The organism is Clostridium sp. (assembly GCF_050717535.1).
GTDB lineage: Bacteria > Bacillota > Clostridia > Clostridiales > Clostridiaceae > Clostridium_AD.
In genome coordinates this window covers 26,686-51,825 of sequence record NZ_JBOITM010000074.1, presented here as the reverse complement: position 1 = coordinate 51,825, position 25,140 = coordinate 26,686, and the positions used below count along the sequence as shown (strand labels likewise).

General features: G+C 32.9%; 29 protein-coding genes and 1 riboswitch. Of the genes, 1 reads left to right on the top strand and 28 read right to left on the bottom strand.

The features are described from left to right. Window positions 1-10: 10 nt before the first annotated feature. A riboswitch (molybdenum cofactor riboswitch) is annotated at window positions 11-126 on the bottom strand. A gap of 138 nt (window positions 127-264) precedes the next feature. The 25 genes from ACREVU_RS13880 to ACREVU_RS13760 all read right to left on the bottom strand — a co-directional run bounded on the left by ACREVU_RS13880 (window position 265) and on the right by ACREVU_RS13760 (window position 21,326). Continuing rightward, complete coding sequence (locus ACREVU_RS13880) at window positions 265-579, bottom strand: hypothetical protein (RefSeq protein ID WP_431552196.1); 315 nt, start codon at window positions 577-579, stop codon at window positions 265-267. A gap of 266 nt (window positions 580-845) precedes the next feature. Further along, window positions 846-1,298: a EutQ-related cupin domain-containing protein gene (locus ACREVU_RS13875; RefSeq protein WP_431552195.1), complete on the bottom strand. Its 453-nt coding sequence runs from the start codon at window positions 1,296-1,298 to the stop codon at window positions 846-848. Window positions 1,299-1,318: 20 nt separating this feature from the next. Continuing rightward, window positions 1,319-2,419, bottom strand: a complete 1,101-nt coding sequence (eutH, locus tag ACREVU_RS13870) for an ethanolamine utilization protein EutH (RefSeq protein WP_431552194.1) — start codon at window positions 2,417-2,419, stop codon at window positions 1,319-1,321. A gap of 78 nt (window positions 2,420-2,497) precedes the next feature. Then, window positions 2,498-3,040, bottom strand: a complete 543-nt coding sequence (locus ACREVU_RS13865) for a BMC domain-containing protein (protein ID WP_431552193.1) — start codon at window positions 3,038-3,040, stop codon at window positions 2,498-2,500. 42 nt (window positions 3,041-3,082) lie between these two features. Further along, the gene (locus tag ACREVU_RS13860) at window positions 3,083-3,364 is read right to left on the bottom strand and encodes a EutN/CcmL family microcompartment protein (RefSeq protein WP_431552192.1); all 282 of its coding nucleotides are present in this window, start codon (window positions 3,362-3,364) and stop codon (window positions 3,083-3,085) included. Window positions 3,365-3,438: 74 nt separating this feature from the next. After that, window positions 3,439-4,206 (bottom strand): hypothetical protein, encoded by a 768-nt coding sequence (locus tag ACREVU_RS13855; RefSeq protein WP_431552191.1) that lies wholly within the window; start codon window positions 4,204-4,206, stop codon window positions 3,439-3,441. 29 nt (window positions 4,207-4,235) lie between these two features. Further along, window positions 4,236-4,862 carry an ethanolamine utilization phosphate acetyltransferase EutD gene (gene eutD, locus ACREVU_RS13850; protein WP_431552190.1) on the bottom strand — a complete coding sequence of 209 codons (627 nt, stop codon included), beginning with the start codon at window positions 4,860-4,862 and terminating at the stop codon, window positions 4,236-4,238. A 33-nt stretch (window positions 4,863-4,895) separates the two neighbouring features. Next, a complete protein-coding gene (locus tag ACREVU_RS13845; RefSeq protein ID WP_431552189.1) occupies window positions 4,896-5,651 on the bottom strand; it encodes a cobalamin adenosyltransferase family protein in 756 nt (251 codons plus the stop codon). Window positions 5,652-5,738: 87 nt separating this feature from the next. Further along, a complete protein-coding gene (eutM, locus tag ACREVU_RS13840; protein ID WP_216163132.1) occupies window positions 5,739-6,038 on the bottom strand; it encodes an ethanolamine utilization microcompartment protein EutM in 300 nt (99 codons plus the stop codon). Between the two features lie 47 nt (window positions 6,039-6,085). Beyond that, window positions 6,086-7,552 carry an acetaldehyde dehydrogenase (acetylating) gene (locus tag ACREVU_RS13835; protein ID WP_431552188.1) on the bottom strand — a complete coding sequence of 489 codons (1,467 nt, stop codon included), beginning with the start codon at window positions 7,550-7,552 and terminating at the stop codon, window positions 6,086-6,088. Continuing rightward, the gene (locus ACREVU_RS13830; protein WP_431552187.1) at window positions 7,552-8,055 is read right to left on the bottom strand and encodes a BMC domain-containing protein; all 504 of its coding nucleotides are present in this window, start codon (window positions 8,053-8,055) and stop codon (window positions 7,552-7,554) included. The genes ACREVU_RS13835 and ACREVU_RS13830 overlap by 1 nt, the downstream gene beginning before the upstream one ends. A 14-nt stretch (window positions 8,056-8,069) precedes the next feature. Continuing rightward, window positions 8,070-8,723 (bottom strand): ethanolamine utilization microcompartment protein EutL, encoded by a 654-nt coding sequence (gene eutL / locus ACREVU_RS13825; protein ID WP_431552186.1) that lies wholly within the window; start codon window positions 8,721-8,723, stop codon window positions 8,070-8,072. A gap of 30 nt (window positions 8,724-8,753) precedes the next feature. Beyond that, window positions 8,754-9,632 (bottom strand): ethanolamine ammonia-lyase subunit EutC, encoded by an 879-nt coding sequence (gene eutC / locus ACREVU_RS13820; protein WP_431552185.1) that lies wholly within the window; start codon window positions 9,630-9,632, stop codon window positions 8,754-8,756. Between the two features lie 18 nt (window positions 9,633-9,650). Continuing rightward, window positions 9,651-11,015 (bottom strand): ethanolamine ammonia-lyase subunit EutB, encoded by a 1,365-nt coding sequence (locus tag ACREVU_RS13815; protein ID WP_431552184.1) that lies wholly within the window; start codon window positions 11,013-11,015, stop codon window positions 9,651-9,653. Between the two features lie 22 nt (window positions 11,016-11,037). Further along, complete coding sequence (eutA, locus tag ACREVU_RS13810) at window positions 11,038-12,471, bottom strand: ethanolamine ammonia-lyase reactivating factor EutA (protein WP_431552183.1); 1,434 nt, start codon at window positions 12,469-12,471, stop codon at window positions 11,038-11,040. Window positions 12,472-12,645: 174 nt separating this feature from the next. Then, complete coding sequence (locus ACREVU_RS13805; protein WP_431552182.1) at window positions 12,646-14,055, bottom strand: sensor histidine kinase; 1,410 nt, start codon at window positions 14,053-14,055, stop codon at window positions 12,646-12,648. Continuing rightward, a complete protein-coding gene (locus ACREVU_RS13800) occupies window positions 14,048-14,620 on the bottom strand; it encodes an ANTAR domain-containing response regulator (protein WP_431552181.1) in 573 nt (190 codons plus the stop codon). Before ACREVU_RS13800 ends, ACREVU_RS13805 begins: the two co-directional genes overlap by 8 nt. A 38-nt stretch (window positions 14,621-14,658) precedes the next feature. Then, window positions 14,659-15,090, bottom strand: a complete 432-nt coding sequence (locus tag ACREVU_RS13795; protein WP_431552180.1) for a EutP/PduV family microcompartment system protein — start codon at window positions 15,088-15,090, stop codon at window positions 14,659-14,661. A gap of 20 nt (window positions 15,091-15,110) precedes the next feature. Continuing rightward, the gene (gene eutS, locus ACREVU_RS13790; RefSeq protein WP_431552240.1) at window positions 15,111-15,455 is read right to left on the bottom strand and encodes an ethanolamine utilization microcompartment protein EutS; all 345 of its coding nucleotides are present in this window, start codon (window positions 15,453-15,455) and stop codon (window positions 15,111-15,113) included. 182 nt (window positions 15,456-15,637) lie between these two features. Next, the gene (locus ACREVU_RS13785) at window positions 15,638-16,807 is read right to left on the bottom strand and encodes a 1-propanol dehydrogenase PduQ (RefSeq protein WP_431552179.1); all 1,170 of its coding nucleotides are present in this window, start codon (window positions 16,805-16,807) and stop codon (window positions 15,638-15,640) included. A 251-nt stretch (window positions 16,808-17,058) separates the two neighbouring features. Beyond that, window positions 17,059-18,174 (bottom strand): 4Fe-4S binding protein, encoded by a 1,116-nt coding sequence (locus ACREVU_RS13780; protein WP_431552178.1) that lies wholly within the window; start codon window positions 18,172-18,174, stop codon window positions 17,059-17,061. Window positions 18,175-18,382: 208 nt separating this feature from the next. After that, window positions 18,383-18,505, bottom strand: a complete 123-nt coding sequence (locus ACREVU_RS13775; protein ID WP_431552177.1) for a hypothetical protein — start codon at window positions 18,503-18,505, stop codon at window positions 18,383-18,385. Next, entirely contained in the window at window positions 18,502-19,914 is a 1,413-nt protein-coding gene (locus tag ACREVU_RS13770) for a sensor histidine kinase (RefSeq protein WP_431552176.1), read from the bottom strand. Before ACREVU_RS13770 ends, ACREVU_RS13775 begins: the two co-directional genes overlap by 4 nt. Then, on the bottom strand, window positions 19,895-20,605 hold the full coding sequence (locus ACREVU_RS13765; RefSeq protein WP_431552175.1) for a response regulator transcription factor: 711 nt from the start codon (window positions 20,603-20,605) through the stop codon (window positions 19,895-19,897). The genes ACREVU_RS13770 and ACREVU_RS13765 overlap by 20 nt, the downstream gene beginning before the upstream one ends. A gap of 190 nt (window positions 20,606-20,795) precedes the next feature. Then, window positions 20,796-21,326, bottom strand: a complete 531-nt coding sequence (locus ACREVU_RS13760; RefSeq protein ID WP_431552174.1) for a hypothetical protein — start codon at window positions 21,324-21,326, stop codon at window positions 20,796-20,798. 219 nt (window positions 21,327-21,545) lie between these two features. Here ACREVU_RS13760 and ACREVU_RS13755 point away from each other — a divergent pair, with 219 nt between their 5' ends. Next, window positions 21,546-21,701, top strand: coding sequence for a hypothetical protein (locus tag ACREVU_RS13755; RefSeq protein WP_431552173.1), 156 nt, complete (start codon window positions 21,546-21,548; stop codon window positions 21,699-21,701). Between the two features lie 98 nt (window positions 21,702-21,799). Here ACREVU_RS13755 and ACREVU_RS13750 read toward each other — a convergent pair whose 3' ends face one another. Genes ACREVU_RS13750 through ACREVU_RS13740 form a run of 3 tightly spaced genes read right to left on the bottom strand, consistent with a single transcriptional unit; the run spans window position 21,800 to window position 24,935 of the window. Then, window positions 21,800-22,654 (bottom strand): sugar ABC transporter permease, encoded by an 855-nt coding sequence (locus ACREVU_RS13750; RefSeq protein ID WP_431552172.1) that lies wholly within the window; start codon window positions 22,652-22,654, stop codon window positions 21,800-21,802. Between the two features lie 11 nt (window positions 22,655-22,665). Continuing rightward, the gene (locus ACREVU_RS13745; RefSeq protein WP_431552171.1) at window positions 22,666-23,595 is read right to left on the bottom strand and encodes a carbohydrate ABC transporter permease; all 930 of its coding nucleotides are present in this window, start codon (window positions 23,593-23,595) and stop codon (window positions 22,666-22,668) included. Between the two features lie 56 nt (window positions 23,596-23,651). Then, window positions 23,652-24,935 (bottom strand): sugar ABC transporter substrate-binding protein, encoded by a 1,284-nt coding sequence (locus ACREVU_RS13740; RefSeq protein WP_431552170.1) that lies wholly within the window; start codon window positions 24,933-24,935, stop codon window positions 23,652-23,654. Between the last annotated feature and the right edge of the window lie 205 nt (window positions 24,936-25,140).

Genomic DNA, 25,140 nt, shown 5'->3' with positions numbered 1-25,140 from the left:
ATAAAAGAGAATGACAATTAAGCATCCCCCTTTTCAAATGGAAGGCTAAATCGTTTTCAATTTAACCCTAACGGTCATAATTCCATAGCATCCCTTAGGAAATATGACTCGGAGAACAAATGATAAAATTTTTATACCAATAATATATCATAAATTGCTTATAATGAAAAGGACATATGCCCTTAACCCATAAACATACGATTTTGGTCAATATGTTTACTAATAAAAAAGAACCCTATTACTAGAATTCTTTTTTCACCTAAGTTATAGGTTTCTTTTATCCTCTTCTACCAATTTTATTCCCTCATAATCAATGTGTATTTTATCCTCACGAACCACTCTTACACTATTATTATATTTAGCGCTAATACTTCCACCTTTTAAGAAGGCTTCTTTTTCTTCATACTTTATTAAACCTAATCTTTTTAATTTTACTAAATGATAAGCAAATTCTTGTTTCCTGTCTTTTGGGTCTTGCTCATCTAATTTATAATTTTGAATTTCAAATGACATTCCTGGCGACATATCAGCATCATAAATATCCATCACTATTTGATTTTCTAGTTTGCTTAATTCCATCTAAAACGCTCCCTTATAATATAAAATAGTATATATTACATATATTCAAGATTTTTTGGTAAATTCCTCCTAATATTATATATTTATTTTAATTATGCTTATAAATGAGATTATTTTTTTAATATGGGCATTAATTGCTGTATGAATTATTATTTATTAGATTTACTTAATCATATTTTTAGCATTTATTACTTTATTATTTATATAAAACACTAAAAGAAGCGGCAATCCGCTTCTTTTTCTATTAGTTTTATAGACAAACAAATCTACTTCAAATCCGCCCAATTAGCAGGATATGTTACAAACATAAACTTTGCATAGTTTGGAACACTAAATTGAATTTTTGAATTTTTAGGAATTAAGATTATTTCCCCTTTATTGGCTACAACTTTTCTTCCATCAATGATTACTTCTAAAGTTCCCTCTATAACATAATCTATTTCGTCATAATTTAATGTCCAGTCAAAGGTTGTCTCTTTCATCTCCATAAGACCGCATCCAAGTCTTGGGCTTTCTTCTAATGTTACAACATCAGTTAAAAGTACATCGTCTCCCTCTTTGCCTGTATCAAACTTACCCATTTTTACAGTGTCTAATTTTATTGACATTATACCACTAGGATCTACTTGTTTTTCAAATCCGCATTTATCTTTAGATAAACTTTCAGTTATTATTTTTCTCACCATGTCTTCAATTAATTTTGCATCTATATTTTCCAATTTAATTCCTCCATTCATTGTTATTTTGCTTCAATAGCCATGTCTTTTTTATTTCTTTTAAGTATAAAACAAGCGAGTGCAACTGCTGTAATTCCACCAATTAATTTTGCAACTATCATGGGGAATATCATTCCTTTTTCTACTCCTGCAACAAAACCTAAATGATCTCCAAATACAAAGGACGCACTAACTGCAAACGCAACGTTAATTATCTTACCTCTATCATCCATATCCTTCATCATTCCAAACATTGGTATATTATTTGCAAGACTTGCCACCATACCTGCTGCTGAAATATCATTCATACCTAACAATGAACCAAGTTTCATAAGAGGTTTTTTAAATACTTTTGTTATAACAAAAACCATTGGGAAGGCTCCTGCTAAGACTATGGCAATAGAACCTACTATAGCGATACCATCTGATAATGGTGCCATGCCAGGAATAACAACCAATCCTGTTAAAGTTTCTACTATTATAGCTGCAAGACCTATTGTTATTACCACAACTACTCCTTTTCCAAAAACACTAAAGCCTTTTATCATTTTTTCAGGAATTCTCCACAAGCCTATAGCTAAAAGCGCTGCAACTATTATTATTGGAATAAGATTTTTAAGGACCATTATTACTCCAAATCCAGCTACAATTCCTCCTATAAATGCTCCTATAGGAATTGTTATTATTCCTGCAAGTACTCCTGTTGCTAAGAATTTATGGTCTTCTTTTCTAATTATTCCAAGAGCAACTGGTATAGTAAATACAATAGTTGGTCCCATCATAGATCCTATAATTACCCCCGAGAAACTCGCTGCTTGAGCTGTTTGTGCAAGTTCTTTTGCAAGAGGGTATCCTCCCATATCACAAGCAAGTAAAGTAGTAGCAAACATAGATGGATCTGCACCGAGTGCAGTATAAATTGGTACTATTACAGGTTTTAGTACACTTGCAAGTACTGGTGCTAAACAAACTACACCAACCATGGCTATAGTTAATGAACCCATTGCCATAAAGCCCTCTTCAAATTGCTCTCCTAGACCAAATTTGTTTCCTATGCACTTATCTATTGCACCTAAAACCATAAAAATAACCATTATGTATATAATAATTTCATTTATTCCCATGTTTATATCCCCTTCTTATATATATTTTTGGAGGTAAATATTACTTTTATATCTTTTCTACATTATTTTGCCTATTAATTACAAACTGTTTATTAGTTCCTCAGATGGTGATGGGATTACTATGCTATAGACTATTTTTTTCTCTTCAACCACGCTTAGAGCTTCTTTTACTGCTTCTTTAACAGAACTTACATCACCATAAATAACAAAATATGATTTTCCACCTATAGCCATACCTAGGCTTAGCTTGAAAAGCTTTACCTCTGCTGCTTTAAGTGCCTTATCTAAAATAAATAATCCTGACACTACATTAGTAGTTTCCACTACCCCTATAGCACCCTTAGGCTCTACACTAATTTTATTTTTTAATGATTGTATAATGTCCTTATGCACATTTGGAAGTAGAAAACTGCCTATCAAAAACCCTGTACTTTCCTCTTTGCCCTTATTCAAGGCTTCTTCAACAGCTCCTACTTCTCCTGTCATAAGTATCGTATATTTCCCTGGACAAATAGTTTTACATAATAACAATTCTACCTGTGCAGCTTTTAAAACTACATCTGCTATCTCTATTCCCTTTGCTATACTTCTAAATTCCAACATTCCTAAAGTCTTAATCATAGATTCACTCCAAATAAATTTATTTATAGGGCAGCCGTTTTGCTATTTCAGAAATTCTGCATCAACTTCTAAACTATCTATTATCCCTACAATAACAGCATCCACAGGTACATCTTTTATATGAAGTGATGCCCTCGCAGAGCTACCTTTAGTAACTAATACATTGTCTCCTATACCCGCGCCTACTATATCTGCAGCAACAAAATTCGTGCTATCTTGTCCAGTTGACGATTTAGATGGTTCTATCACCAAAAATTTTAGTCCATTTAATTTTTCATCTTTTCTTGTAGCCCAAACATTTCCTATAACTTTCCCAATAATCATTAACTGTCCCCTTTGTTTTTATTTGTGAACTATTCTATTTATCCCTTTACCTGTTGAAATGTTTCAAAATAATTCTATACTCTATTTATCTTTAATTGTTTTATTCTTATAAAGTCTTGAGCAAGTGGGGTTAATATAACTTTTTTAATTAAGTTTACTTCCTTTATTCCATTCATATATAATTTTTTAAGGTCTGATTCTGTAATAAGTCTTTTATTGTTTATTTCTATTACTTGATTAGATAATACTGAATCCTCTGAACGCACCGTCTTTGAACCTGATTCACTACTAGATGTCATGACTCCACCGCATGCAAAACTTGATCCTACTAAGCAATCCACTTGAGCTGATCCCTCACTGCAAGCTAAATCTGTTTCCATATACTTCAATAAATCACTTTCATTCACTAGAATAGCTCCATAAGACATGATTTTACATTCATATTGATTATATAGATTATATAATGCTTCATTAGCATTTCTAGAATATTTTCTATATTGTATTCCCTCTTTTAACACATAAACTCTCTTGCCATTAAAGAAGGCCTCAACTACTAGCTCCTGCACCTTATCATTGCATAAACCAAGTGCCATGGATGATAATCCTTTATTACATAAATTTGTAACTATTATATGCTCATAGTTTTTCAAATTTATATCTTCATTATTATAAGCATGAACCTCATATTTATCCTGTACAAGCTCCTTGACCGCTGTTAATTCTTCACTACAGGAACTTATTACTAACACCTTTTTTGTGTCCATTACAGTACTATTTTTACAGCTTGGAATTCGGTTCATAACTTCTCTCGTAATCAGATCCACTAATATTTCAATATCCAATTAAATCACTTCCTTCTTATATAAAGGTTTTATTTCATAATTCTTGCAGTAGAGCTTTTAATATATCCACAGGCATTTGCTTCATCATAATCAATGTGCATTGTTGTTTTGTACTCTTTGTCTACCCTAATTACAACATCATCAAAAATCAATGGTCTTTCTCCAGATACCTGGGCCTTTACTAGTTCTTTATCACAAACCTTAAAGATTTTTGCATCTTCTGGTGTTAAATGTATGTGACGTTTGGCAACAATTAAACCCTCTTTAATTGTTAGAGAGGCATTTTCTGTAGTTATTGTTATACCTGCAGAACCTTCTAGTTTTCCTGACTCGCGAATTGGTGCTTTTACTCCTAAAATAAGTGCATCTGTCTTAGATATTTCCACCTGTGTCTTACTTCTTTCTGGTCCAAGCACAATTACATTTTTAATTGTTCCTTTAGGTCCAGTTATACTAACTCTTTCATTGCAGCTATATTGGCCTGGTTGTGATAAATCCTTTGCCTTTGTTAATTTATAACCTTTTCCAAATAACAAATTAATACTTTCTCTTGAAAGGTGGACGTGTCTTCCTGATGCCTCAACGGTAATTCTTAATTTTTCATTTACTCTTTTTATGACCTCTTCTACAATATATTCAATGTTCATATCTGTCATACTTGCATCTCCTCTATTTAAATCACATCTCAGCTATTTATATTTTCCTGATAAAAACTTAAACATCATTATATACAAACAGCTACTTAACCTATTTAAATATCTCATAATATCATTTCTTGTTATCTCTCCATCAATGTCTTTAAATGCCTTGAATCCATATACTTCAACTTCCCTTATGTTACTTCTTATAGAATTAAGTGCAACAACTATTTCACCCATTTTATAACTGGGCATAAAATGCTCCATATTAAAGTACTTTTTAGGATTATGTGATATTTCTCTAAGATCATTCTCACTCATTCCAAGTAGAGAGAATTCAGGAAGTTCATCTTCTAATACTTCCGCCCTTAATATATTACGTACAAAATTTAGAATTTCCTCTAAATCCTTTATTACCCCTTCATTTTTAAGATTTGAAGCTAAAACTTGGGTCTCTAAAATTTTAGATTGAAGGCTATCAAGTCTTCCTCTAAACTCTATTCTTCTATGGTCCTTAGGTACTAATTTATTGCCATATAACTGTGTCATATGCTCTGGTTTTTCCTCTAAATATCCACCTTGAAGGCAAATTAGTTTTGGGAAAATCTTTCCCTCATCTTCTTTTTCGTTCATGGAATCACCTTGTTTCTTAGAACCTAGTGTATCAACAATTACAAGCTTAATATTTTTATCTTGTAGATATTGTTTTGCAGACGGTGTTATAATAACACCCTTAACTACTTCAAATTCTTTAATGTCTGTATTTTTAAGTTGTTTTCTTAGCTCACTTTCAGTTAACAAACTCATATAACTCACATCCCCTTAAGAAAGCCTTATATAAACATACTACCCGCCACAACCTTTTGATATGTGGGGATAGTATAATTTAAAATATTAAGCTTCTTCTACTTCTTCTTTTACTTTCGGAAGTATTGCATCTACTTCAGAATGTGGTCTTGGAATTACATGAACAGAAACTAATTCTCCTACTCTTTCTGCAGCTGCAGCTCCTGCATCAGTAGCTGCTTTAACAGCTCCAACATCGCCTCTAACCATTACAGTTACTAGTCCTGCACCAATTTGTTCTTTTCCTACTAATGTAACATTTGCTGCCTTCACCATTGCATCTGCTGCCTCTATTGCTGCTACTAGTCCTCTTGTTTCGATCATTCCTAATGCATTTGTACTTGCCATTTTATATTCCTCCTAAGATTTTATTAGTATATTTATATCAATTATTTTTATAATTGGCTTTTTAATTTTTCCATGATCTTTTCTACTATTAGATTTATAGAATCTTCATTTAAGTTTTCATTTTTACTATTAGAACTTGCAATGCTCTTTCTATCTACTATATCTTCTATTTCCCTTATTCCATAAACCAATCTTCTTATATTAAGCAAATTCATAGGTCCAATATTATCAGAAGTTGCACTTCCGCCAACTGCTCCACAGCCTAGTGTTAAAGCTGGTACAAGGCTAGTAGTAGCTCCTATTCCGCCAAGAGAACCTGGTGTATTAACTAATACTCTTGATACCGGTTTTTTAAGTGCGAACTCTCTAATTATATCTTCATTGTTTGAATGAATTATAAGAGTATGTCCAGCACCCTCATTGTTTAATATATCAATACATCTTGAGCAAGCTTTTTCCCAAGTTTCTTCACAATAAAAGGCTAAAATTGGGGCTAACTTTTCTCTTGAATATGGATATTTATGCCCTACATTTGTTTCCTGAGCAATAAGTACCCTAGCTCCAGATGGAACATTTAAGTTAGCCATTTTAGCTATAGCTTGCACACTTTTTCCCACTATTTGAGGGTTCATTGAACCATTGCTTCTAAGTATAAATCCGGAAAGTCTATCAGCTTCTTCTTTATTTAAGAAATAAGCTCCTTGCGCCTTAAGCTCTGAAATTACTTTATCTTTGGAACAAGCTTCAACTACTATAGATTGTTCTGAAGCACAGATAGTTCCATTATCAAAGGTCTTACTGTCTAAAATTCTCTTTACTGCTAGTGGAATATCTGCAGATTTTTCTATGAAAGCTGGTCCATTTCCTGGTCCTACTCCTATAGCTGGATTACCTGAACTATAAGCTGCTTTAACCATAGGTGTACCACCTGTTGCCAGTATTAATGAGATATCACTATTCTTCATTAACTCCTCTGTACCTTGCATTGTTGGTACAGACATACATGCGATAGCTCCTTCTGGTGCTCCTGCTGCCATTGCTGCCTGCGATATTATTCTCACAGTTTCCAATATACATTTTTTAGCCATTGGATGTGGTGAGAAAACTATAGAATTTCCTGCTTTTATAGCTATCATTGATTTATATATAGCTGTAGATGTAGGATTAGTTGATGGAATAAGTCCTGCAATTACTCCTACTGGAACTGCAACCTCAACTAATTTCTTATCACTATCTTCATTTATTATTCCTACAGTTTTTAAATCTTTTATATACTCATAAACTGATTTACTTGCAAAAGTGTTTTTAACAATTTTATCTTGCCATTTTCCAAAGCCTGTTTCTTCCTCTGCCATTTTGGCTAATTTTTCAGCATTATCAAAAGCTGAATCACAAATAGCTTTAACTATTTTATCGATTTGACCTTGACTCATTTCGCCAAGTTTTTTTTGTGCTAATTTTGCACTAGCTATAAGATCCCTTACTTCTTGAATTGACATTAAATCCTTATCCATTATTTAGTCCTCCTCTGATAGAACAGCATAATCTCATCTACAAGCCTATCTTTTTTAGCAAATTTTATTTGTTTCTTAGTCATAGTATCTAAGTTAAAACTTCTTGCTAAAGTTCTGAGGTCATTTACTTTCTTACTCTCTAAATCTTCTCTTAGGCTTGTACTATTTTCTTGTGTATTATCTTCGCGTTCTATCTCTTCAATCTTTTGTGATTTTTCCTCTTTATTTATCTTGTTTTCAATAATATCCCAAACTGATGTATCTGGTCTCGCAATCACATGAGATGCTAGTAAAACATTCAACTTAGCAAGGGCATCTTCAGCAGCCTCCACAGCTGCTTTAACTGAAGAAACATCACCTTCTAGTTTTACAGTTACAAGCCCACCTCTAACTATTTCACAACCTATGAGATTTACATTAGCTGACTTAAGTGCTACATCTGCAGCTTCTATGGCACCAAGATAGCCTTTTACCTCAATTAAGCCCAAGGCTCTTCTATTCATATATCTTACCTACTTTAATAATTTGTAGGATTTTCAGCTACAAATTGTACTGCTGCTGCAAAAGCATCACAAGCTGCTTTACAAGCTGATTGGCTTCCTGTTAGGAGTGCTCCACCAAAGTTAGTTTCGGATGGTGGTCCGTAAAAAGTCACCATTTCAACATCTGCTGCTTTTAGCGCTGCATCTAATGCATACATAGCTTCAAGGGGAGGTGCTATTAGGTAAGCTAGTGGCTCTCCTTCTTTAATGTTGGCACTCTTTGATAAATAGCTTCCTGTTCTTGATACACAGTGAGCAAAATATGGAATGGAATTATCTTCATTAGCACTTACAAAATTTGCACCGCTTTCAATGAAATCTATAGCACAATTAAGTCCACTTCTAACCTCTGCTGGACTTGGCCCAGCCATTATTCCTATAACTTCACCTGCAAGTTTAGTACTTGCATTTGCAGAACCTGCATACATTGATTTAGCATATACTATTTCTACCTCTGCTGATTTAGTCGCTTCATCTAAAGCAGTATAAGTAACATCATCTGTATCTGCTGTTATAATTCCTAAACTCTTATGATGTGGAGCTAAATTAAAAGCCTTTACCAAATCTGGACTAACATTTGATATTATTTTTACACCTAATACCTTTGCACGAATAGCTTCATTTTTCATGTGTTTTCCCTCCTAATTATAATTTTTTTACTATAATTTTAAATCTACTCCACTTGCTTTCTTTTCAAGCATTATTTTTATTATATCAGCCAAATGGGCTCCTGCCTCTACTGGAGGTGTACCACCACTATGGATATTAGATACAACTGTCCTTCTAGCTTCTGGCATATTTACAGTAGCTTTATATGCTATATAAGCACTCATACTTTCTGCTGTAACAAGGCCTGGTCTCTCCCCTATAAGTACACAAGTAACTTCAGCTTCTGTAGTTTCGGACACTACATCCATAGCCCCTACTCTACCATTTTTAAGGAAGAATGGTGTTCCTACAGAAATTCGAAAGCCCTCAAGGCCTTGAATCATAGCTGGAAGTACATCACGGATATTAGCTTCTATAGCAGCTGAGCTTAATCCATCTGATACATATATTTGTACTTGTGGTCTCATTTTGCAGTTATCTTTTATAGCTTTTATACCCTCTGAATTTATCTTTTTTCCTAGATCTGGTCTTGTTATATATTCATTTTTATCGACGCACTCTGTTTCAATAGAAAATAAATTCATTTCTTTTAAGAATTCCTCTGAAACATATGAGAAAACTGAATCTTGAGCTGCTGCATGATCGGCTCTAACTCTTAAAGCTGTTTCTGTTTTATACCTAGGACCGGCTCTCCAAATACCCAATCTTGCTGGAGTAGCTTGTTTCATTTTTAAATATCCCTTAGCATCTGCTGGATTTGGAACTAAAAGTTGACTTTTAATATCAACAGTTGTAATATCCTCGATAAATCCATCTTCAACCTCAACACTTGTATTATTTTCAACCTTTGCTGGAGCTTTTGCACCCTTAGATGTCATTTCTTGTAAAACCTGCTCCACTAATTTTTTTAATTCGTTTTCTGATACCATTATTTATTCCTCCCCTCATTATTTAAGAAATACAGATGCATCTCCTGCTTTTTCAGTTAATTTACCATTTTTTGTGAACCCCATTTTTTCCATCCAAACATCAAACTCTTTTATTGGTCTTAAGTTTAAAAGTTCTCTAAGTGTTGCTGTTTCATGGTATCCAGTAGACTGGTAATTAAGCATTATATCATCGCCATGAGGCAATCCCATAAAGTAGTTACATCCAGCTGCTGTAAGGAGAACCGATAAATTTTCTATATCATTTTGATCTGCCTTCATGTGGTTAGTGTAACAAGCATCCACTCCCATTGGAATTCCAGTTAATTTACCCATAAAATGATCCTCAAGTCCTGCTCTTATAACTTCCTTGCTATCATATAAATACTCGGGTCCTATAAATCCAACAACGGTATTTACTAAGAATGGGCTATATCTCTTAGCAAATCCATAACATCTTGCTTCCATTGTTAATTGGTCAACACCATAATGACTATCTGAAGATAATTCTGAGCCTTGTCCTGTCTCAAAATACATTACATTAGGACCTGATCCTGTTCCTTCTTTAAGTGCTAATTGTCTTGCTTCCTCAAGCATATCTGCAGTTATTCCAAAAGCTTCATTTCCTTTTTGAGAACCTGCTATACTTTGAAAAATCAAATCTGCAGGAGCTCCACGTCTTATAGCTTCCATTTGTGTTGTTACGTGCGCTAGTACACAATTTTGGGTAGGTATTTCCCATTTATTCTTAAATTCCTCAAAAGTTTTAAGAATTTTCATTACACTTTCAACGGAATCATCTACTGGGTTTAGCCCTATAACCGCATCACCAACACCATAAGTTAAACCTTCCATAAGAGATGCTAAGATACCCTGTATATTATCTGTAGTATGGTTAGGTTGAAGTCTTGCAGATAATGTTCCCTCAATTCCTATGGTTGTGTTACAATGTGCAGTAATTCTTATCTTTTTCGCTGCATAAATTAAATCTAAATTTGACATTAACTTAGTCACAGCAGCTACCATCTCACTAGTAAGACCGCGACTTGCTCTTTTAATATCCTCCTCAGAAGTATTTTCATCTAGTATCCACTCTCTAAAGTCAGATACTGTTAACTCTTTAATTTCAGCATATATTTTTTCATTAACGTCATCTTGGATTATTCTTGTAACCTCATCTATTTCATAAGGTACCGCTGGGCAATTTCTTAAATCCTCTAGTGTTAAATGACTTAAAACTACCTTAGCTGCTACTCTCTCCTCTGCAGATTCTGCTGCAACTCCTGCCAGCCTATCTCCTGATTTTTCTTCATTTGCCTTTGCCATAACTTCCATTATTGATTTAAAATCATACACTTTTCCAAATAACTTTGTTTTTAATATCAAGATAATTCACCCCTCTTATTTTTTATGAGTTAAATATTAGTGTTTTAATTATTACAGGCACAATTCTACCATTTGCTAGTGGCTTACCTATATCTATATAATCGCCATTTTCAACCTTTATAGTGTCAATACAAACAACTTGTTTTTTAAAATCCAGTTGCCTATATAAAGTTTGTCCAAGAACCTTTGCTATATCATTTTCTATTACTAAAATAGCAGGAAAATTTTCTTTTAAAATATCTTCCATACCTTCAATCAAGGCCTCACCTAGTTTTTGTATTTCTACAAAGCTAGGATTTAATTTTCCTTTTATAGCTATAGCCACAGGTTGAAGTTCATTTTCTAGTGTAAACCACTTAAGTTTTTCCTTAATAACCCTTACCATATTTTCATGACCTGAATTTTCATCTTCCTGCGAAAGCTTTAATATTGGAAGATTTTTAATAGGAAATTTATCTTCTGTATATGTTATAGTACTACCACTAATATCTGTGGTATGAGAACCAGCCCCTACCACTGTAGCTCTTATGGTCTCTATAGATTTTTTAACTACAAGTTTAGTACATAAACTGGAACGACTAATAGCTTGTCCAAGTAATATTCCTATATCTCCATACTTAAACATATCCTCAGTGTCCAGGTTATAAACATAATCGGCAACTCCTCCAGAGAAAGTAACATACTCTACTTTTATATCACTTTTAATTCCTTTATTGGTAAGTATTCTTTCATAGGAATTACTTTTTTCTCTTATATTCACACTTTCTTCTAAAAGTTTAACCATTTCATCCACTATAAGATTTAAATTATCTAATGAAGGTTTTTGACCTTCTTCTAATTCAATATGCTTTAACTTTGCCAATTCTTTAATCTTGTCTGCAATATATGTGATTTTCCCTGATGATTTATCAATTTTAATAAGTCTTCCACCTATGTCTAAGCATCCTGTATCTAAAAGCTTTCCTTCTTTAAAAACTGCTATATTAGTAGTTCCACCACCAACATCTAGGTTAACTACTGTGGAGTCTTCATCCTCTGAAATTTTATCTGCTCCTGCACCCTTTGCTGAAATTATTGATTCTAAATCAGGACCCGCAGTAGCTACAACAAAATCTCCTGCAAGTCCGCTTAATTTCTGCAAAACCTCATTAGCATTTTGCTTTCTAGCAGTTTCACCTGTTATTATAACCGCACCAGTTATAACATCTGAGGGAGATATTCCAGCCGCTTTATACTCTCTTTCTACTATTTCGCGGACTTTTTCGCCATCTATCTCCTTTTGAGATTTAAGTGGAGTGAAGTATATTTCACTTCTATATATAACTTCTTTATCCACAATGGATATTCTAGGTATAGCGAAACTTGAGGCTAAATTTTCTATGGTTAACTTGCTAAATACAAGTTGCGTTGTTGAAGTACCAATATCTATACCAACACTTAGAATTTCTTCTCTCATATCAATTCCTCTTTTCAAATGATATATAGATTTTGAGAAACACACTTAGGTAACAAAAAGGGCTTAAAGTTATTTATAAAAAATAACTTTAAGCCCCATTGCTTACCATAAAAACACTCCATTGTGTTTCTGTTATCCATATTAAATTATAAAAATATAATTTTTCATTAATCGTTAATTCTTAAAATCAAATAAAACCTTAGTTCCTTCTGAATCTGAAGCTATATTAATATTACCTTTTAACTTCTCCACAACTAAGCTATTTACTATGCTAAGTCCTAGGCTGTTTTTTCTAACATTATTTATATCAAAGCCTATACCATTGTCAACCACTACAATGCTAGAATATATTTTGCTTTTTTCTATTATAATATCTATGCTACCAGAAGGTTTATCTATAAAAGCATATTGCATTGAATTCTGAAGTAATTCATTTACTACAAGTGCTATTGAAGTTGCTTTATCAGAACTCACTTTAAAATTATTTCCTATTACATTTACATCAATATTTCTATTAGTTACATTAAAATATCTTATAGCATTGTTTTTAATATTAATAATAACTTCTTGTATATTTACTTCATCCAAACCTTCCTTAGATAATAATTCATGGGTAGTTGCTATACTTAAAATTCTATTCATACTTTCATTTAATGCATCTTTAGTCTGCTGATTATCACTTCTTCTTGCTTGAAGTCTAAGCAAACTTGCTATAGTCTGTAGATTATTTTTCACTCTGTGGTGAATTTCTTTAATAGCTACAGATTTTAAAATTAATTCCTTGTCTTTTTCTTTCATCATTGTTATGTCCCTAATCATAGTAACCAGTTTTAAATTTTTATTAGTTAATATTATTCTCTTAACTTTAAAAAACAATTTTCCTAAATGCACTTCACTTTCATTTGAATTAGATGAACTCATTACCTGCGCAAAATTAGTATCATCTAAAGCTAAATTATCATAATCCATGCCTATTAGGGTTTCTTTATAGCCAAGCTTTTTGTATAATAAATCGGCAATAGGATTTTTAAACCTAACTACACCTTCTTCATCAAAGATAATAACTGCTTCATCTAAGTGATCCACTATGTTATTTTCATTTTCTGTAGAAGATACTAAGGTATTTGCTAGCTGCTCATAGCCTTGTGCTAACATTTCCATATGTTTATTTTTATTTATTTTTTCTGTTATGTCCTTTTCTACTATTAAAACCCCAATAATTTTACCATTATTCTCTATAGCAGAAACAGTTTGCTTAACACTAATATTCTCTTGAGTTAAAGCCTTGAGATCTTTTGTTGCTATGCCAAGATCTAGTGTTCTAAGCACAGCAGGTTCATTGCCTCTTAATGCTAATTCACCTACTACAGTTTTTTGATACAAGGAAGGTCTATTAATAGGTTTTGCCTCAGCCACAACTATTGCTTCATCAGCCTCCCTAGTTGGACAATCTATAAAAACATCTGCATTTAAAATATCCGCAAAAGATTTAATACAAGACGACATTTGCTCTATTTTAAAAATATCCTCTTCATCTAAATTAGTGTACATTCTGCATAGTTCATATATATTTCCACTATTCATAGCTCATTATTATAGCCTCAGCTATATCCCCCATTGAACATCTTTTATTCATACTAAGAGTTCTAATCTGGTCATAAGCCTCTTGCTCTGTAATTTTATCCTTTTGCACCAAAAGACCCTTAGCTTTTTCAATAACTTTTCTTCCTTCTAACTTACTACAAGCTTTTTGAATGTCTATTTTTATTTTCTTTATTTCGGCACTTTTGGCTATAGCTACCTCCAAGCTAGGTATAAGTGATTTTTCATCTATAGGTTTAACTATGTATCCTATGGCGCCCACCTTAGTAGCTTTTTCTACAAACTCTTTACCACTATAAGCTGTGAGCAATACAATCCCACTAGCTAAATTTTCGTTTTGTATTATTTTAGCTGCGTTTAAACCATCAAGAAGAGGCATCTTTATATCCATAAGCACTAAATCAGGCAAATGTTTTCTACACAATGCTACTGCATCAAATCCATCTGAAGCTTCTCCTACAACATTGTATCCAGCAGCTTCTAACATTTCTCTTAAATCCATCCTTGTAATAGGCTCATCATCGGCTATTACTAATCGTTTACTCATATTTCACCTCATAAAATAAAAATAGATTATTAAAAAGCTTAATTTATAATATAATCCTTTAAATCTTCTAACCCTAATTTATCAAAAGCACTTACTTTAAAAATTCTCTCTACTCCTGCGCTTATTAGAACTTCTTCTGCCGCTTTTATTTTGTTCTCATCATAGCACAAATCAGTCTTTGTAATAATTCCAATAACTGGCTTTGAAAACATACTAGCAAAACTTGGTGGAAAAATACTACCTTCCTCGCTGCAATCCTGAATCATAGCGATTACATCACTCTCTACTGAAGTAACTATAAGAGCCCTGTAATAAGATCTGTTTTCAATATACTCACCCGGAGTATCTATAATCCCATCCAAGATTTCAACTGTCTGAGTTTTTTTATAATTTAGTGATTGCTCATTTAATGCTTGAGTCAAGGTAGTTTTACCACAACTTGTCTTTCCAATCAACATTAACGTTTTCATTGCACACCTCTAAGTTCTAGTTACGATTTAGTTATCTTACATTCGGAAAAATTAAGTATATTGGTGAGAACCTTTATAACTTCGCTAAGTGCCGACTCTACACTGCCAACATCACCAACTATAACTACTGAGCCACTAAATCTATCTACAAAACCAATTGATACATCCGCTGACTTTGTTGCCACATCCGCAGCTATAATAGCCGCCTCACCAGGTGTTATAGTAAGTATACCTAAGGCATCCTTATGTTCTGATGTAAGCCCTAATTTTTTATATAAATCCTTGTTGGGATTTGCTATTAAATGAGCTAATGTAACTTGTTTTCCTGGAACATATTCTTGTATTACTCTTTGTCTTTCTTCCATAGTGTTCACAAATCCTTTCAATTTTTAAAAAAATATAAGCTCCCTAAAAATATAATTATATTTTTAAGAAGCCTCATTGCTTTCTCTAAAATTTGCACACCATTGTGCAACTTATATTTAAATACTATACTTTTTATTCTGGTTTGTCAATAATAAAAAACTATAATTTAAGTTTTTTTCTATTAGTTTTTATAAAAAACCTTTTCAAATAACGCTATTACCTCATCTTGAGTAGGCACTCTTGGATTTGTTTCAGTACATCTATCCTCCATAGCGATTTTAGATATTTCCACTACCTCTGTTTTAAAGTCCTCCTCTTTTATTCCTGTTTCACTTAGCGATGTAGGTATTTTAAATTCTTTAAGCAACTTATTTATAGCTGATATTAGACTTTTTACCCCTTGCCTAACATTTGATGATGGCAAATCAAGTATTTTTGCAATTTCGCAGTATCTAATAGCAGCTTCTGTATAACTCGTCGAACTATAACCCTTTATATCTGCATTATATTCTATTACATATGGTAATAATATAGCATTAGTTCTTCCATGAGATATATGGAATTTCCCACCAACAATATGTGCCATTCCATGATTTAATCCCAGTGATGCATTATTAAAAGCTATTCCAGCCATACATGAAGCATTGTGCATCTTCTTTCTTGCTCCTATATCATTACCATCCTTATAAGCTCTCATTAAATTTTCGAAAACCAATTTTATGACTTTTTCTGCAAAGGCATCTGTATAATCTGTTGCCTTGGTAGAAACATATGCTTCTATAGCATGTGTTAGTACATCCATACCTGTATCAGCTGTTATAAAATTTGGTACAGTTGAAACAAGTTGTGCATCTAATATAGCCTCATCCGGAAGTAACTCATCTGATACCAATGGATATTTTATATTTTTCCTTTTATCCGTAATAACAGAAAAACTTGTCACCTCAGATCCTGTACCACTAGTTGTGGGTATAGCAATAAATTTAATTTTACTATTACTTTTAGCACAACAATCAGTACGTTCTTGTACTTTAGAACTAAAAGAGCATATGGCCTTAGCTGCATCTATAGCAGAACCACCACCTAATGCTATAACTACCTCTGGGTTAAATTTCATCATAACCTCTATACCTTGTACTACTACTTCAATTGGTGGATCTGGCACAATATCTGAAAATACTAGGTACTGAGCATCACCTTTTGAAACTTCATCAGTGATTTTATTAATAGCACCTGACTTTACCATAAAAGGATCTGTAACTATAAATACCTTTTTACAATTAAGTTGACTTAGTCTTTCTAATGACCCATCTCCAAAATATATCTGTGTTTTAATATTAAAACTTTCCATTAATATTCTCCCTTCACAATAAAATAAAAAAGCCCCATAGGATTTAATTCCCATGGAGCTACATTGCTCATTCAATACACTTCATTGTGCATAATTAAAATATAAAATTATATTATAGTTTAAATTCTATATTTTAAACTCTGATTTGTCAAGTGCCACCCACGTGGCAAGTGGCAACTTGGACAAGTTACTTATTTACTTCATTAACATAAACTGATGTAGCCGTAGCTTGCATAGGATAAGACCCCTATTTACTTAAGAGATTCTTTTGCTGCATCAAAGTTATATCCAGGTGAAACATTTTGTATTTCCTTCATCTTAACATCTTTCGGTACATTTTCTGGTATCTTGAATTTGATGTAAAAATCCTTTAGTTCTGTTTTTGTAGCTTCAGCAGCCTCATCAATAGTCATGAATCCTTTGATTTCATCATACTTTATACTTTCTCCAGCTTTAAGTGCATCTGGGGTCAGTTTATATATTCCCGCAGCCTGAAATGCAAATATAGATCCAAAGAATAGTGCCATTACAATTATTATTGTAACAAGTGGGCTTATTGTGCGTTTCCCTTGTTTAAGTTCAAGAGCGCCTTCCCTCGGACAATTAAGTACACAGGTCTGACAACTTATACACTCTGCTGATTTCACTTCACTTAGGTGTTGGACATCTATGTTTACAGGACATTTTTTAGAACATATTCCGCAATCTATACATTTATTTTCATTCCTTACAACCTTATAAGGGCTGAATTTACCCACTATTGCATAAAATGCACCCATAGGGCAAAGGTATTTGCAGAAAAACCTATCATATATAAGAGAACCAACTACTGTTATTATAAGTATTATTAGTCCAATAGCAGATTCAGCCCAAACACTTGATATTCCTTCAGGAAGATGAGCATATGCAGACCATGGATCATAAGGAGCCATCCATAATCCTGCCGTTTTCCAAGCATAAAAAATTGTTATTGCCAGGATAACATATTTCAAATACCGTAGTGGTTTATCAATCTTTGCTGGCATTATAAACTTCTTTTTAAATATCTTTTGTCCAAGTTTTCCAAAAAATTCTTGGATTGCTCCAAAGGGGCATATAAGTCCACAGAAACTTCTTCTAAAAATAATAGCTATAACTAAAGTTATTGCAAAAAGTATTATAGTACCCGAAAAAATCTTCCCTATAAATCCGCCTGTCGTAAACAATGTATAAAGACTTTCAAGCCCTCCAAAAGGGCACAGGGCATGAATTGATGGTGCCTTTTGTCCTCCTAGCACTTGATGAAGGTATGCTGCAACACTAACAAGCACTACAAATAACCCAAGTAAACTCCATCTCAAATATTCGATTTTCTTATTTTTCTTCAATTATAGTCACCCCTTATAATTTTTTCGATTTACTTTATATCTTTATTATAGGGGTCAATTGTGACAGAAGTATGATAGAATACAAAACTAATGGTGAAATTTTCCTAATAAAATTAGAGACTCTATCTTATAAAGATAAAGTCTCTTAATTAACGATTTCTCTAATTTTTAATAATTTGAAACCCACAATAAATATTTAACATGTTATCTATTCTTCTGTACCTGAATAAGATTGCACCACTTTATATCCATTTTTTTCAATAAGCCTAGCAAGTAAAGTATTTATGGTATTATCATCTTCTACAATTAATATATTAATATTTTCATTCATATTTTCTCCTCTGCGCAAAGTTCAAACCAAACCATAGTCCCTGTTCCTTTTTTACTCTCTACTCCATATTTAAAGCCATGAGATTCTAAAATAGTCTTTACAATAGTAAGCCCTAATCCACTCCCTGTGGATTTTGCGCCCTCTATTTTATCCGTTTTATAAAATCTATCCCATATATGTTTTAGGTCTTCTTCAGATATACCTATTCCCGTATCAGCAACTTCAATCCTAAGATTTTTCTCGTTTTCTATTGACCTTATATTTATATGCCCCCCTCTTTTGGTGTGGTTAAAAGCATTATTTATAAGGTTATACATAACCTGTTCTATTCTGATTTCATCAACTTCTACTACTTTATCCACATGATTTTCAAGAAGTATATCCACCCCAGTTTTCTCACTTAAAATCTGAAATTTAGCTATGACTCTTTCCAAAAGCTCATTTATATTAAACTGAGTTTTATTCAAGTTAACATACCCAGCCTGTATTTGAGATAAATTAAGAATGTCATCAACAATTTTTGAAAGTCTTTCCGATTCCTCTATAATAATTTCAAGCTGTTTATCCCTCTTTTGCGGAATATTTCCTGTAACATCTCTAATGGTCTCTGCATATCCACGGATAAGACTTAGGGGTGTACGTAATTCATGAGATACATTAGCAATTAAGTCCTTTCTAAGTTGTTCAATTTTCGATAATTCCTCTCCCATGTAATTTATAGTCATTGCAAGTCTTCCAATCTCATCTTTGCCTTTAGAATTTATTTTTATTGAAAAATTACCTGAAGCCATTTTCTCAGAAACTTTTGTAATTTCAAGTATAGGTTTTGTAAAGCTTCTAGATAAGAAATAAGCAAGTATGAAAGCTATAAAAAGAAGAATTAAAGTAATATAAAATAGCTGTACTTTCAATATAGATACTGTATCTTTCACAGGTGCTAGTGGTAAGCTTATAATAAGTCCACCTTTAGACTCATTTTGTACTTTAAAAGGTAATCCAATTAATATAAAAGTAGTTTGAAATTTGGGATGAATTAGTGATAAGGTTACTTCTTTTCCTGAACGTATAACATTAATAGCATCAAGCCTTGAATTATTCATCATCATCATAGGCATCTGAGAATTTCCAGCATTTGAGCCTGCACTATAAAGTGTTTCTCCCTTTGAATCCAGAAGTTCAACGTTAGAATTGGTTTCATTAGCAAAGGTTTCAAAAGTGCTTCCAAAATCCTTCCCACTTTCCACATCTAACCCACTAAGAATAGAGTAGCCTTTGTTTTTCACCTCTGAAATCTTTATCCCAGTATAGAATTTTTCTAAAAATACAATTTGGAAAAGCCATAACATAAGTAGCATCACCACAACAAGCGCTATCATACCTGACCATAGTTTAAGTGCTATGCTTTTCATTTTTTTCACCCACCTCAAACTTATATCCTGTTCCCCATACTGTAACAATAAATTTCCTATATTCACCTATACTCTCGCGGAGCATTTTTATATGTGTATCTACAGTCCTATCATCACCAATAAAGTCATAGTCCCATACCTCATTAAGCAGCTGCTCCCTAGAGAATACTCTATTTGGGTTCTTAGCAAAAAAAGTAAGCAAACTATATTCTTTAGGAGTAAGTGTAATTACATTGCCATTTACATACGTATTTCTAGAATCAAATTCTATAACAAGTCCCTCAAAATTAGCCGTATTTTCTTTTTTAGCTTCAAGGTCCATAATAGAACTTCTTCTTATTATTGCTTTCATGCGTGCAAGAAGTTCCTTGGGGCTAAATGGTTTTATCATGTAATCATCCACTCCAAGCTCAAAACCGAAAAGCTTATCATACTCCTCTCCCCTTGCAGTAAGCATAATTATAGGAACATTAGAGGTCTTACGTATTTCTCTACATACACTCCAACCATCTATTTTGGGCATCATCACATCTAATATAATCAATGAATATTTATTCTGTTTGAATAGTTCTAGTGCTTTTAAACCATCGGCTGCTTCATCTATATCATACCCTTCTAAGCTGGTATATTCTTTTATCATATCCCTCATGCGTTCTTCATCATCAACAAGAAGTATTTTTTCATTATCCAATTAAACCCACCTCTTTCTTATAGAACCTATTATACTATAATTTTCTCACACAAAAGGGCTCCATCATAATATTATTTACATCATTTTTAGTATTCTACAATTTATAGGGCAAAACTAAGCAAAAACTACTGAAATATATTTATATATTTCAGTAGTTTTAATGGCTTACTAATGCAAACCACTGATATTCTTATTTTGTAGTTGCCTCTGCTGTAACTGCACATCCGCCTCCGTTACGTTGTCCTGATCCTTGACCCATACCTCTACCCAGCCCTTGTCCTTGTCCTTGTCCTTTCCCTTGTCCTTTCCCTTGTCCTTTCCCTTGTCCTTTCCCTTGTCCTTGTCCAAAGCCTGCACCATTCATTTTCCCTATTCCAGCACTGCCTGTTCCATCACAAGTTAGCTGATTAGTCTTGATATCATTATAAATTTTGTCCGCCTCTGCCTGAGTTAAGTTACCATCTTTTACTCTTTGATCTAGTACTACTTTTTTCTGCTGGAGCGACTCTGCTTTAAACTCATCTAACTTTCCTGCTTCGCTTGCAATTGTTCCATAAGTTTTTCCAGAAGTTCTCTCTTTTGTAACTGCTTCTACTGTTTTCCCTGTTAAGCCGGCTGTTATATCCGCTGGCGATTTTGCTAATACCGCTCCAAAAACAATGCTGGTACTAAGTACACTCACTACTGCAATAGATAACACAAGTTTTTTAATATTCTTCATAAAACACTCACTCCTCATAATTTTTTATTTACTTTATATATTTAGTATAAGGGGCAATTGTGATAGAAGTATGATAGAACTTAGAACTAATGGTGAAACTTTGTTGATAATTAATCCCGTATAACAATTAATATTTGTTCATAATCATTGATATAATTTGAAATTAGGGTTATAGTGTAACTAATAAGTTAATACTATTAAAAAAGGAGAGGATAATTAATGCCTGATAAAGAAAAAAAACTAAGCCCAGAGGAAATATCAAAGAGAGAAAATGCTAAACTTGAAGAGGCAAAAAAAGTTGCAAATTTTGTACAACCACCATCTGATTCTGAGTTTGATATATGTGGCCCTTTAGATTGTGACAAACAACTTTAACTCTTTAAAAAAAACAATCTCTATACCTAGATTAATTTAGGTATGGAGATTGTTTTTTCTAACCTTAGCTTTTAGACTTCCTTTAACAATTTTATCTACTAACCTTTAACACTACCCACAGTTAATCCACCTACAAGATATTTAGATAGACAAACAAATAGTATCATTACAGGCAAAGCTGTAATTAAAGCTCCTGCAGAGTAAATACCCCATGCAGTTGAAAATTGTCCTTGCATACTTACAAGTCCAACGGGCAACGTCATTTTTGCCGTTTCATTCATGATTACACTGGCAACTATATATTCAGACCAGGCTCCCATAAATGAGAACAATGCTGTTAATGCAACAGCAGGCTTTGCAAGTGGTAATATTATCTGATAAAAAGACCTAAATACTGAAGCACCATCTACATAAGCACTCTCTTCAAGGGATTTCGGAATAGTATCATAAAAGCCCTTCATCATCCAAATGTTAAAAGGAATTGATGTGGATACATAGATTATTGCCAAGGCAATATAACTATTTGTCATCTTCAAATTAATTATCATTAAATATAGTGGTAACAACATCATAACTAATGGAAACATCTGAGTAACTAAAATCAAGGATAATCCCATTTTTTTGCCTCTAAATTCAAACCTAGAAAATGCATATCCCGCTGTAACAGAAACTAATACACTAAAAACGCAGGCGGCACTTGATACAATTAAACTATGAGAAAGCCAGCCCAACAGATCATATTGTATAAAAGCTTGTCTAAAATTATCAAATGTTGCATTAGGTGGAATTATACTTAAAGATTTAGTATATATTGCATTCGCCGGTCTTAAAGATACTTGTAATATAGTTAATATTGGATATATTGAGCATACACACGCAATTATTAAAAATGCATATATCAATATTATTTTTCCAAGAGAATCCCCCTTATTAAATCTATCACTTTTTTTCATATAAATCACCTCTAATCTTCTGATTTTTGAGCTCTAATAAAGACTGTACTAAACGCGAGCAAAATTAAGAATATAATTACTGAAAGAGCTGCTGATTGTCCATACCTGAAATATTGGAATGCTCTTTTAAATACCATAGTTACAAGAATCTGAGATTCATCTGAAGCTGAGCCACTAGTAATTATGTATATTACATTAACCATATTAAATGTCCATACTGTTCCAAGGACTATAGCCGGAGTAAGTATTGGCTTTAAAAGTGGTAGCGTTATGCTCTTAAATTTTTGAAAACCTGTTGCCCCATCAAGATCGGCAGCTTCATATAATTCTTCTGGAATACTTGTAAGTCCCCCAAGTGATATCATCATCATAAAAGGAATTCCAAGCCATATATTAGTTATAATACAGGCTACAAATGTCCAACTTGGTACAGATAGCCATGGAATTGCTGCTGCACTTCCAAAAAGCTTTGTTAAAATAATATTAATAGAACCGTATTCCACATTATACATACCTTTCCATGTCATAGCAGCTATGTATTGTGGTATTGCCCAAGGTAGGATAAGTAAAACTCTTATTAATGCTTTACCAGGTAATTTTCTATTTAAAACTATTGCAAGAAATAATCCAAAGGTAACATGAAAAAACACATTGATTGCAGTCCATAATATTGTTCTAATTAAAGTTGAATAAAATAAACTATCAGCAAGTATATTTTTGTAATTATCGAGTCCAATCCAAGGATATTTCTGACTTTTCAAATTTAATAACGTAACATTTTTGAAAGATATTACTATTTCATATATAAGTGGATAAGCCACAACAAATATTAAAATTATAGCTGCTGGTGCTAAAAAAAAGAAAGGGGTCATCTTACTTTGTCCTATTCCTACACTACTATTGTTTTTTTTCTTTTTTATTTTTTTAACGGTAACGTCCATGTGAATGCTCCTTTCTTAGAAGAAAAAGGGGATTTCTCCCCTTTCTTAAATGAAAATTATAATCCTAAAGCTTTTATTCCGTCGATAGCTTTCTTCTGCATAATTGCTCCTGCATCTTCTGGCTTTGTTTTTCCTGATAATACGTCTTGTTGAACTGGTTTAAGAGCATCCCAAATAGCTCTCATTTGTGTAATAATTGGCATTGGTTTTGATAGTGCTAATTGATCTTTTTGTCCTGCTATTAATGGGTTTCCTGTAATCTTAGCATCTTTCATAGCCTCAATATTGGTTGGGGTTTGTTGATGTCCATCAACCATTTTAAGTTGTGAATCTTTTGAATTCACAAATAAAAGGAAAGTTTTAACTGCAGCTAATTTATCTTTGTCTGTTACTCCTGCAGAAACTGTATATCCTTTAACAGCTGAATAAGGAGCTGGTGATTTACCATTTATTGTAGGTATTGGCATTATACCAAAGTCGATTCCAGCTTTAGTATAGTCTGCAAAGCCCCAAGGTCCGTTAAGCTCAAATGCGGCTTTCCCACCTTTGAAAAGGTTGTCAGCTACTGTTCCATCTGCTTCTTTAGGAATTAAACCTTCAGTGTGAATCTTTTTCATAAAAGTCATCCACTGCGTAACAGCTGGTGTATTTAGTGTTGGTTTAGGTGTTGCTGCGTTAACATCATCAAATACTTCTCCACCAAATGCTCCGAGGAATGGAATTGAGAAAAATGGTTCAACTTCATTGAATACTAAACCATAATCAACTTTTCCTTCTTTTTTAAGTTTTAATCCCATTGCTTCTAATTCTTCAAAAGTTTTTGGAGGAGTTGGAACTAATTTTTTATTGTAAGCAATTAAAAGTTCATTACCATTTCTATCTGGAAGCATATATTGTTTTCCTGAAAATTTACCAGCTTCTAATGCTAATGGATCTATTTGAGCAATGAAATCTGCTCCTACAATAGCATCGATAGGTTGTACTAAACTACCTGGAACGAAAACTCCAAGATTATCATTTGGTCCAAGAATTATATCAGGGCCTGTTGTACCTAGTGATGCTGTTGTATAATTTTTCCTCAATTCTTCAGTTTCATAATGTGTTCTTTTAACTGTTATGTTTTTGTTTGCAGCTTGAAATTCAGTGATTAATCCATCAAGAGCCTTTTGTGAGGTAGGATCATCTGCTTCCCATATAGCTAGGCTTACTGGTTTAGTTGACTCTGCAACTGCTGTTGTAGTTTCAGGTGTAACTGCTGCTTTTTTTGTGCATCCTGCCATGGAGCCTACTACTAAAGTAGATATCATAGCCATAGCTATTATTAATTTGATTTTCTTCATGTTTTTTCCCCCTTAATATTATAAAATAAAGATTTTAAGACTTCACATATGTTTAGATTTTTTACAAAGGATTATAACAATTTGTGCAACCGTTTGCTTAGCTTTATTTTACTATTAGTTTCTTTATATGTCAAACAGTTTTTTGAAAATATTTTTTGATAATTTAAATATAAATATTTATAATATGCAGGAACCAATAAAAGCT

Excerpts from the sequence above, each read along its gene's own strand:
- ACREVU_RS13880 (WP_431552196.1), bottom strand. The coding sequence starts at position 579 with ATGGAATTAAGCAAACTAGAAAATCAAATAGTGATGGATATTTATGAT.
- eutH (WP_431552194.1), bottom strand. The coding sequence starts at position 2,419 with ATGGGAATAAATGAAATTATTATATACATAATGGTTATTTTTATGGTT.
- ACREVU_RS13865 (WP_431552193.1), bottom strand. The coding sequence starts at position 3,040 with ATGATTAAGACTTTAGGAATGTTGGAATTTAGAAGTATAGCAAAGGGA.
- ACREVU_RS13860 (WP_431552192.1), bottom strand. The coding sequence starts at position 3,364 with ATGATTATTGGGAAAGTTATAGGAAATGTTTGGGCTACAAGAAAAGAT.
- eutD (WP_431552190.1), bottom strand. The coding sequence starts at position 4,862 with ATGACAGATATGAACATTGAATATATTGTAGAAGAGGTCATAAAAAGA.
- ACREVU_RS13845 (WP_431552189.1), bottom strand. The coding sequence starts at position 5,651 with ATGAGTTTGTTAACTGAAAGTGAGCTAAGAAAACAACTTAAAAATACA.
- eutM (WP_216163132.1), bottom strand. The coding sequence starts at position 6,038 with ATGGCAAGTACAAATGCATTAGGAATGATCGAAACAAGAGGACTAGTA.
- ACREVU_RS13835 (WP_431552188.1), bottom strand. The coding sequence starts at position 7,552 with ATGGATAAGGATTTAATGTCAATTCAAGAAGTAAGGGATCTTATAGCT.
- ACREVU_RS13830 (WP_431552187.1), bottom strand. The coding sequence starts at position 8,055 with ATGAATAGAAGAGCCTTGGGCTTAATTGAGGTAAAAGGCTATCTTGGT.
- eutL (WP_431552186.1), bottom strand. The coding sequence starts at position 8,723 with ATGAAAAATGAAGCTATTCGTGCAAAGGTATTAGGTGTAAAAATAATA.
- eutC (WP_431552185.1), bottom strand. The coding sequence starts at position 9,632 with ATGGTATCAGAAAACGAATTAAAAAAATTAGTGGAGCAGGTTTTACAA.
- eutA (WP_431552183.1), bottom strand. The coding sequence starts at position 12,471 with ATGAGAGAAGAAATTCTAAGTGTTGGTATAGATATTGGTACTTCAACA.
- ACREVU_RS13805 (WP_431552182.1), bottom strand. The coding sequence starts at position 14,055 with ATGAATAGTGGAAATATATATGAACTATGCAGAATGTACACTAATTTA.
- ACREVU_RS13800 (WP_431552181.1), bottom strand. The coding sequence starts at position 14,620 with ATGAGTAAACGATTAGTAATAGCCGATGATGAGCCTATTACAAGGATG.
- ACREVU_RS13795 (WP_431552180.1), bottom strand. The coding sequence starts at position 15,090 with ATGAAAACGTTAATGTTGATTGGAAAGACAAGTTGTGGTAAAACTACC.
- eutS (WP_431552240.1), bottom strand. The coding sequence starts at position 15,455 with ATGGAAGAAAGACAAAGAGTAATACAAGAATATGTTCCAGGAAAACAA.
- ACREVU_RS13785 (WP_431552179.1), bottom strand. The coding sequence starts at position 16,807 with ATGGAAAGTTTTAATATTAAAACACAGATATATTTTGGAGATGGGTCA.
- ACREVU_RS13775 (WP_431552177.1), bottom strand. The coding sequence starts at position 18,505 with ATGAATGAAAATATTAATATATTAATTGTAGAAGATGATAATACCATA.
- ACREVU_RS13770 (WP_431552176.1), bottom strand. The coding sequence starts at position 19,914 with ATGAAAAGCATAGCACTTAAACTATGGTCAGGTATGATAGCGCTTGTT.
- ACREVU_RS13760 (WP_431552174.1), bottom strand. The coding sequence starts at position 21,326 with ATGAAGAATATTAAAAAACTTGTGTTATCTATTGCAGTAGTGAGTGTA.
- ACREVU_RS13755 (WP_431552173.1), top strand. The coding sequence starts at position 21,546 with ATGCCTGATAAAGAAAAAAAACTAAGCCCAGAGGAAATATCAAAGAGA.
- ACREVU_RS13750 (WP_431552172.1), bottom strand. The coding sequence starts at position 22,654 with ATGAAAAAAAGTGATAGATTTAATAAGGGGGATTCTCTTGGAAAAATA.
- ACREVU_RS13745 (WP_431552171.1), bottom strand. The coding sequence starts at position 23,595 with ATGGACGTTACCGTTAAAAAAATAAAAAAGAAAAAAAACAATAGTAGT.
- ACREVU_RS13740 (WP_431552170.1), bottom strand. The coding sequence starts at position 24,935 with ATGAAGAAAATCAAATTAATAATAGCTATGGCTATGATATCTACTTTA.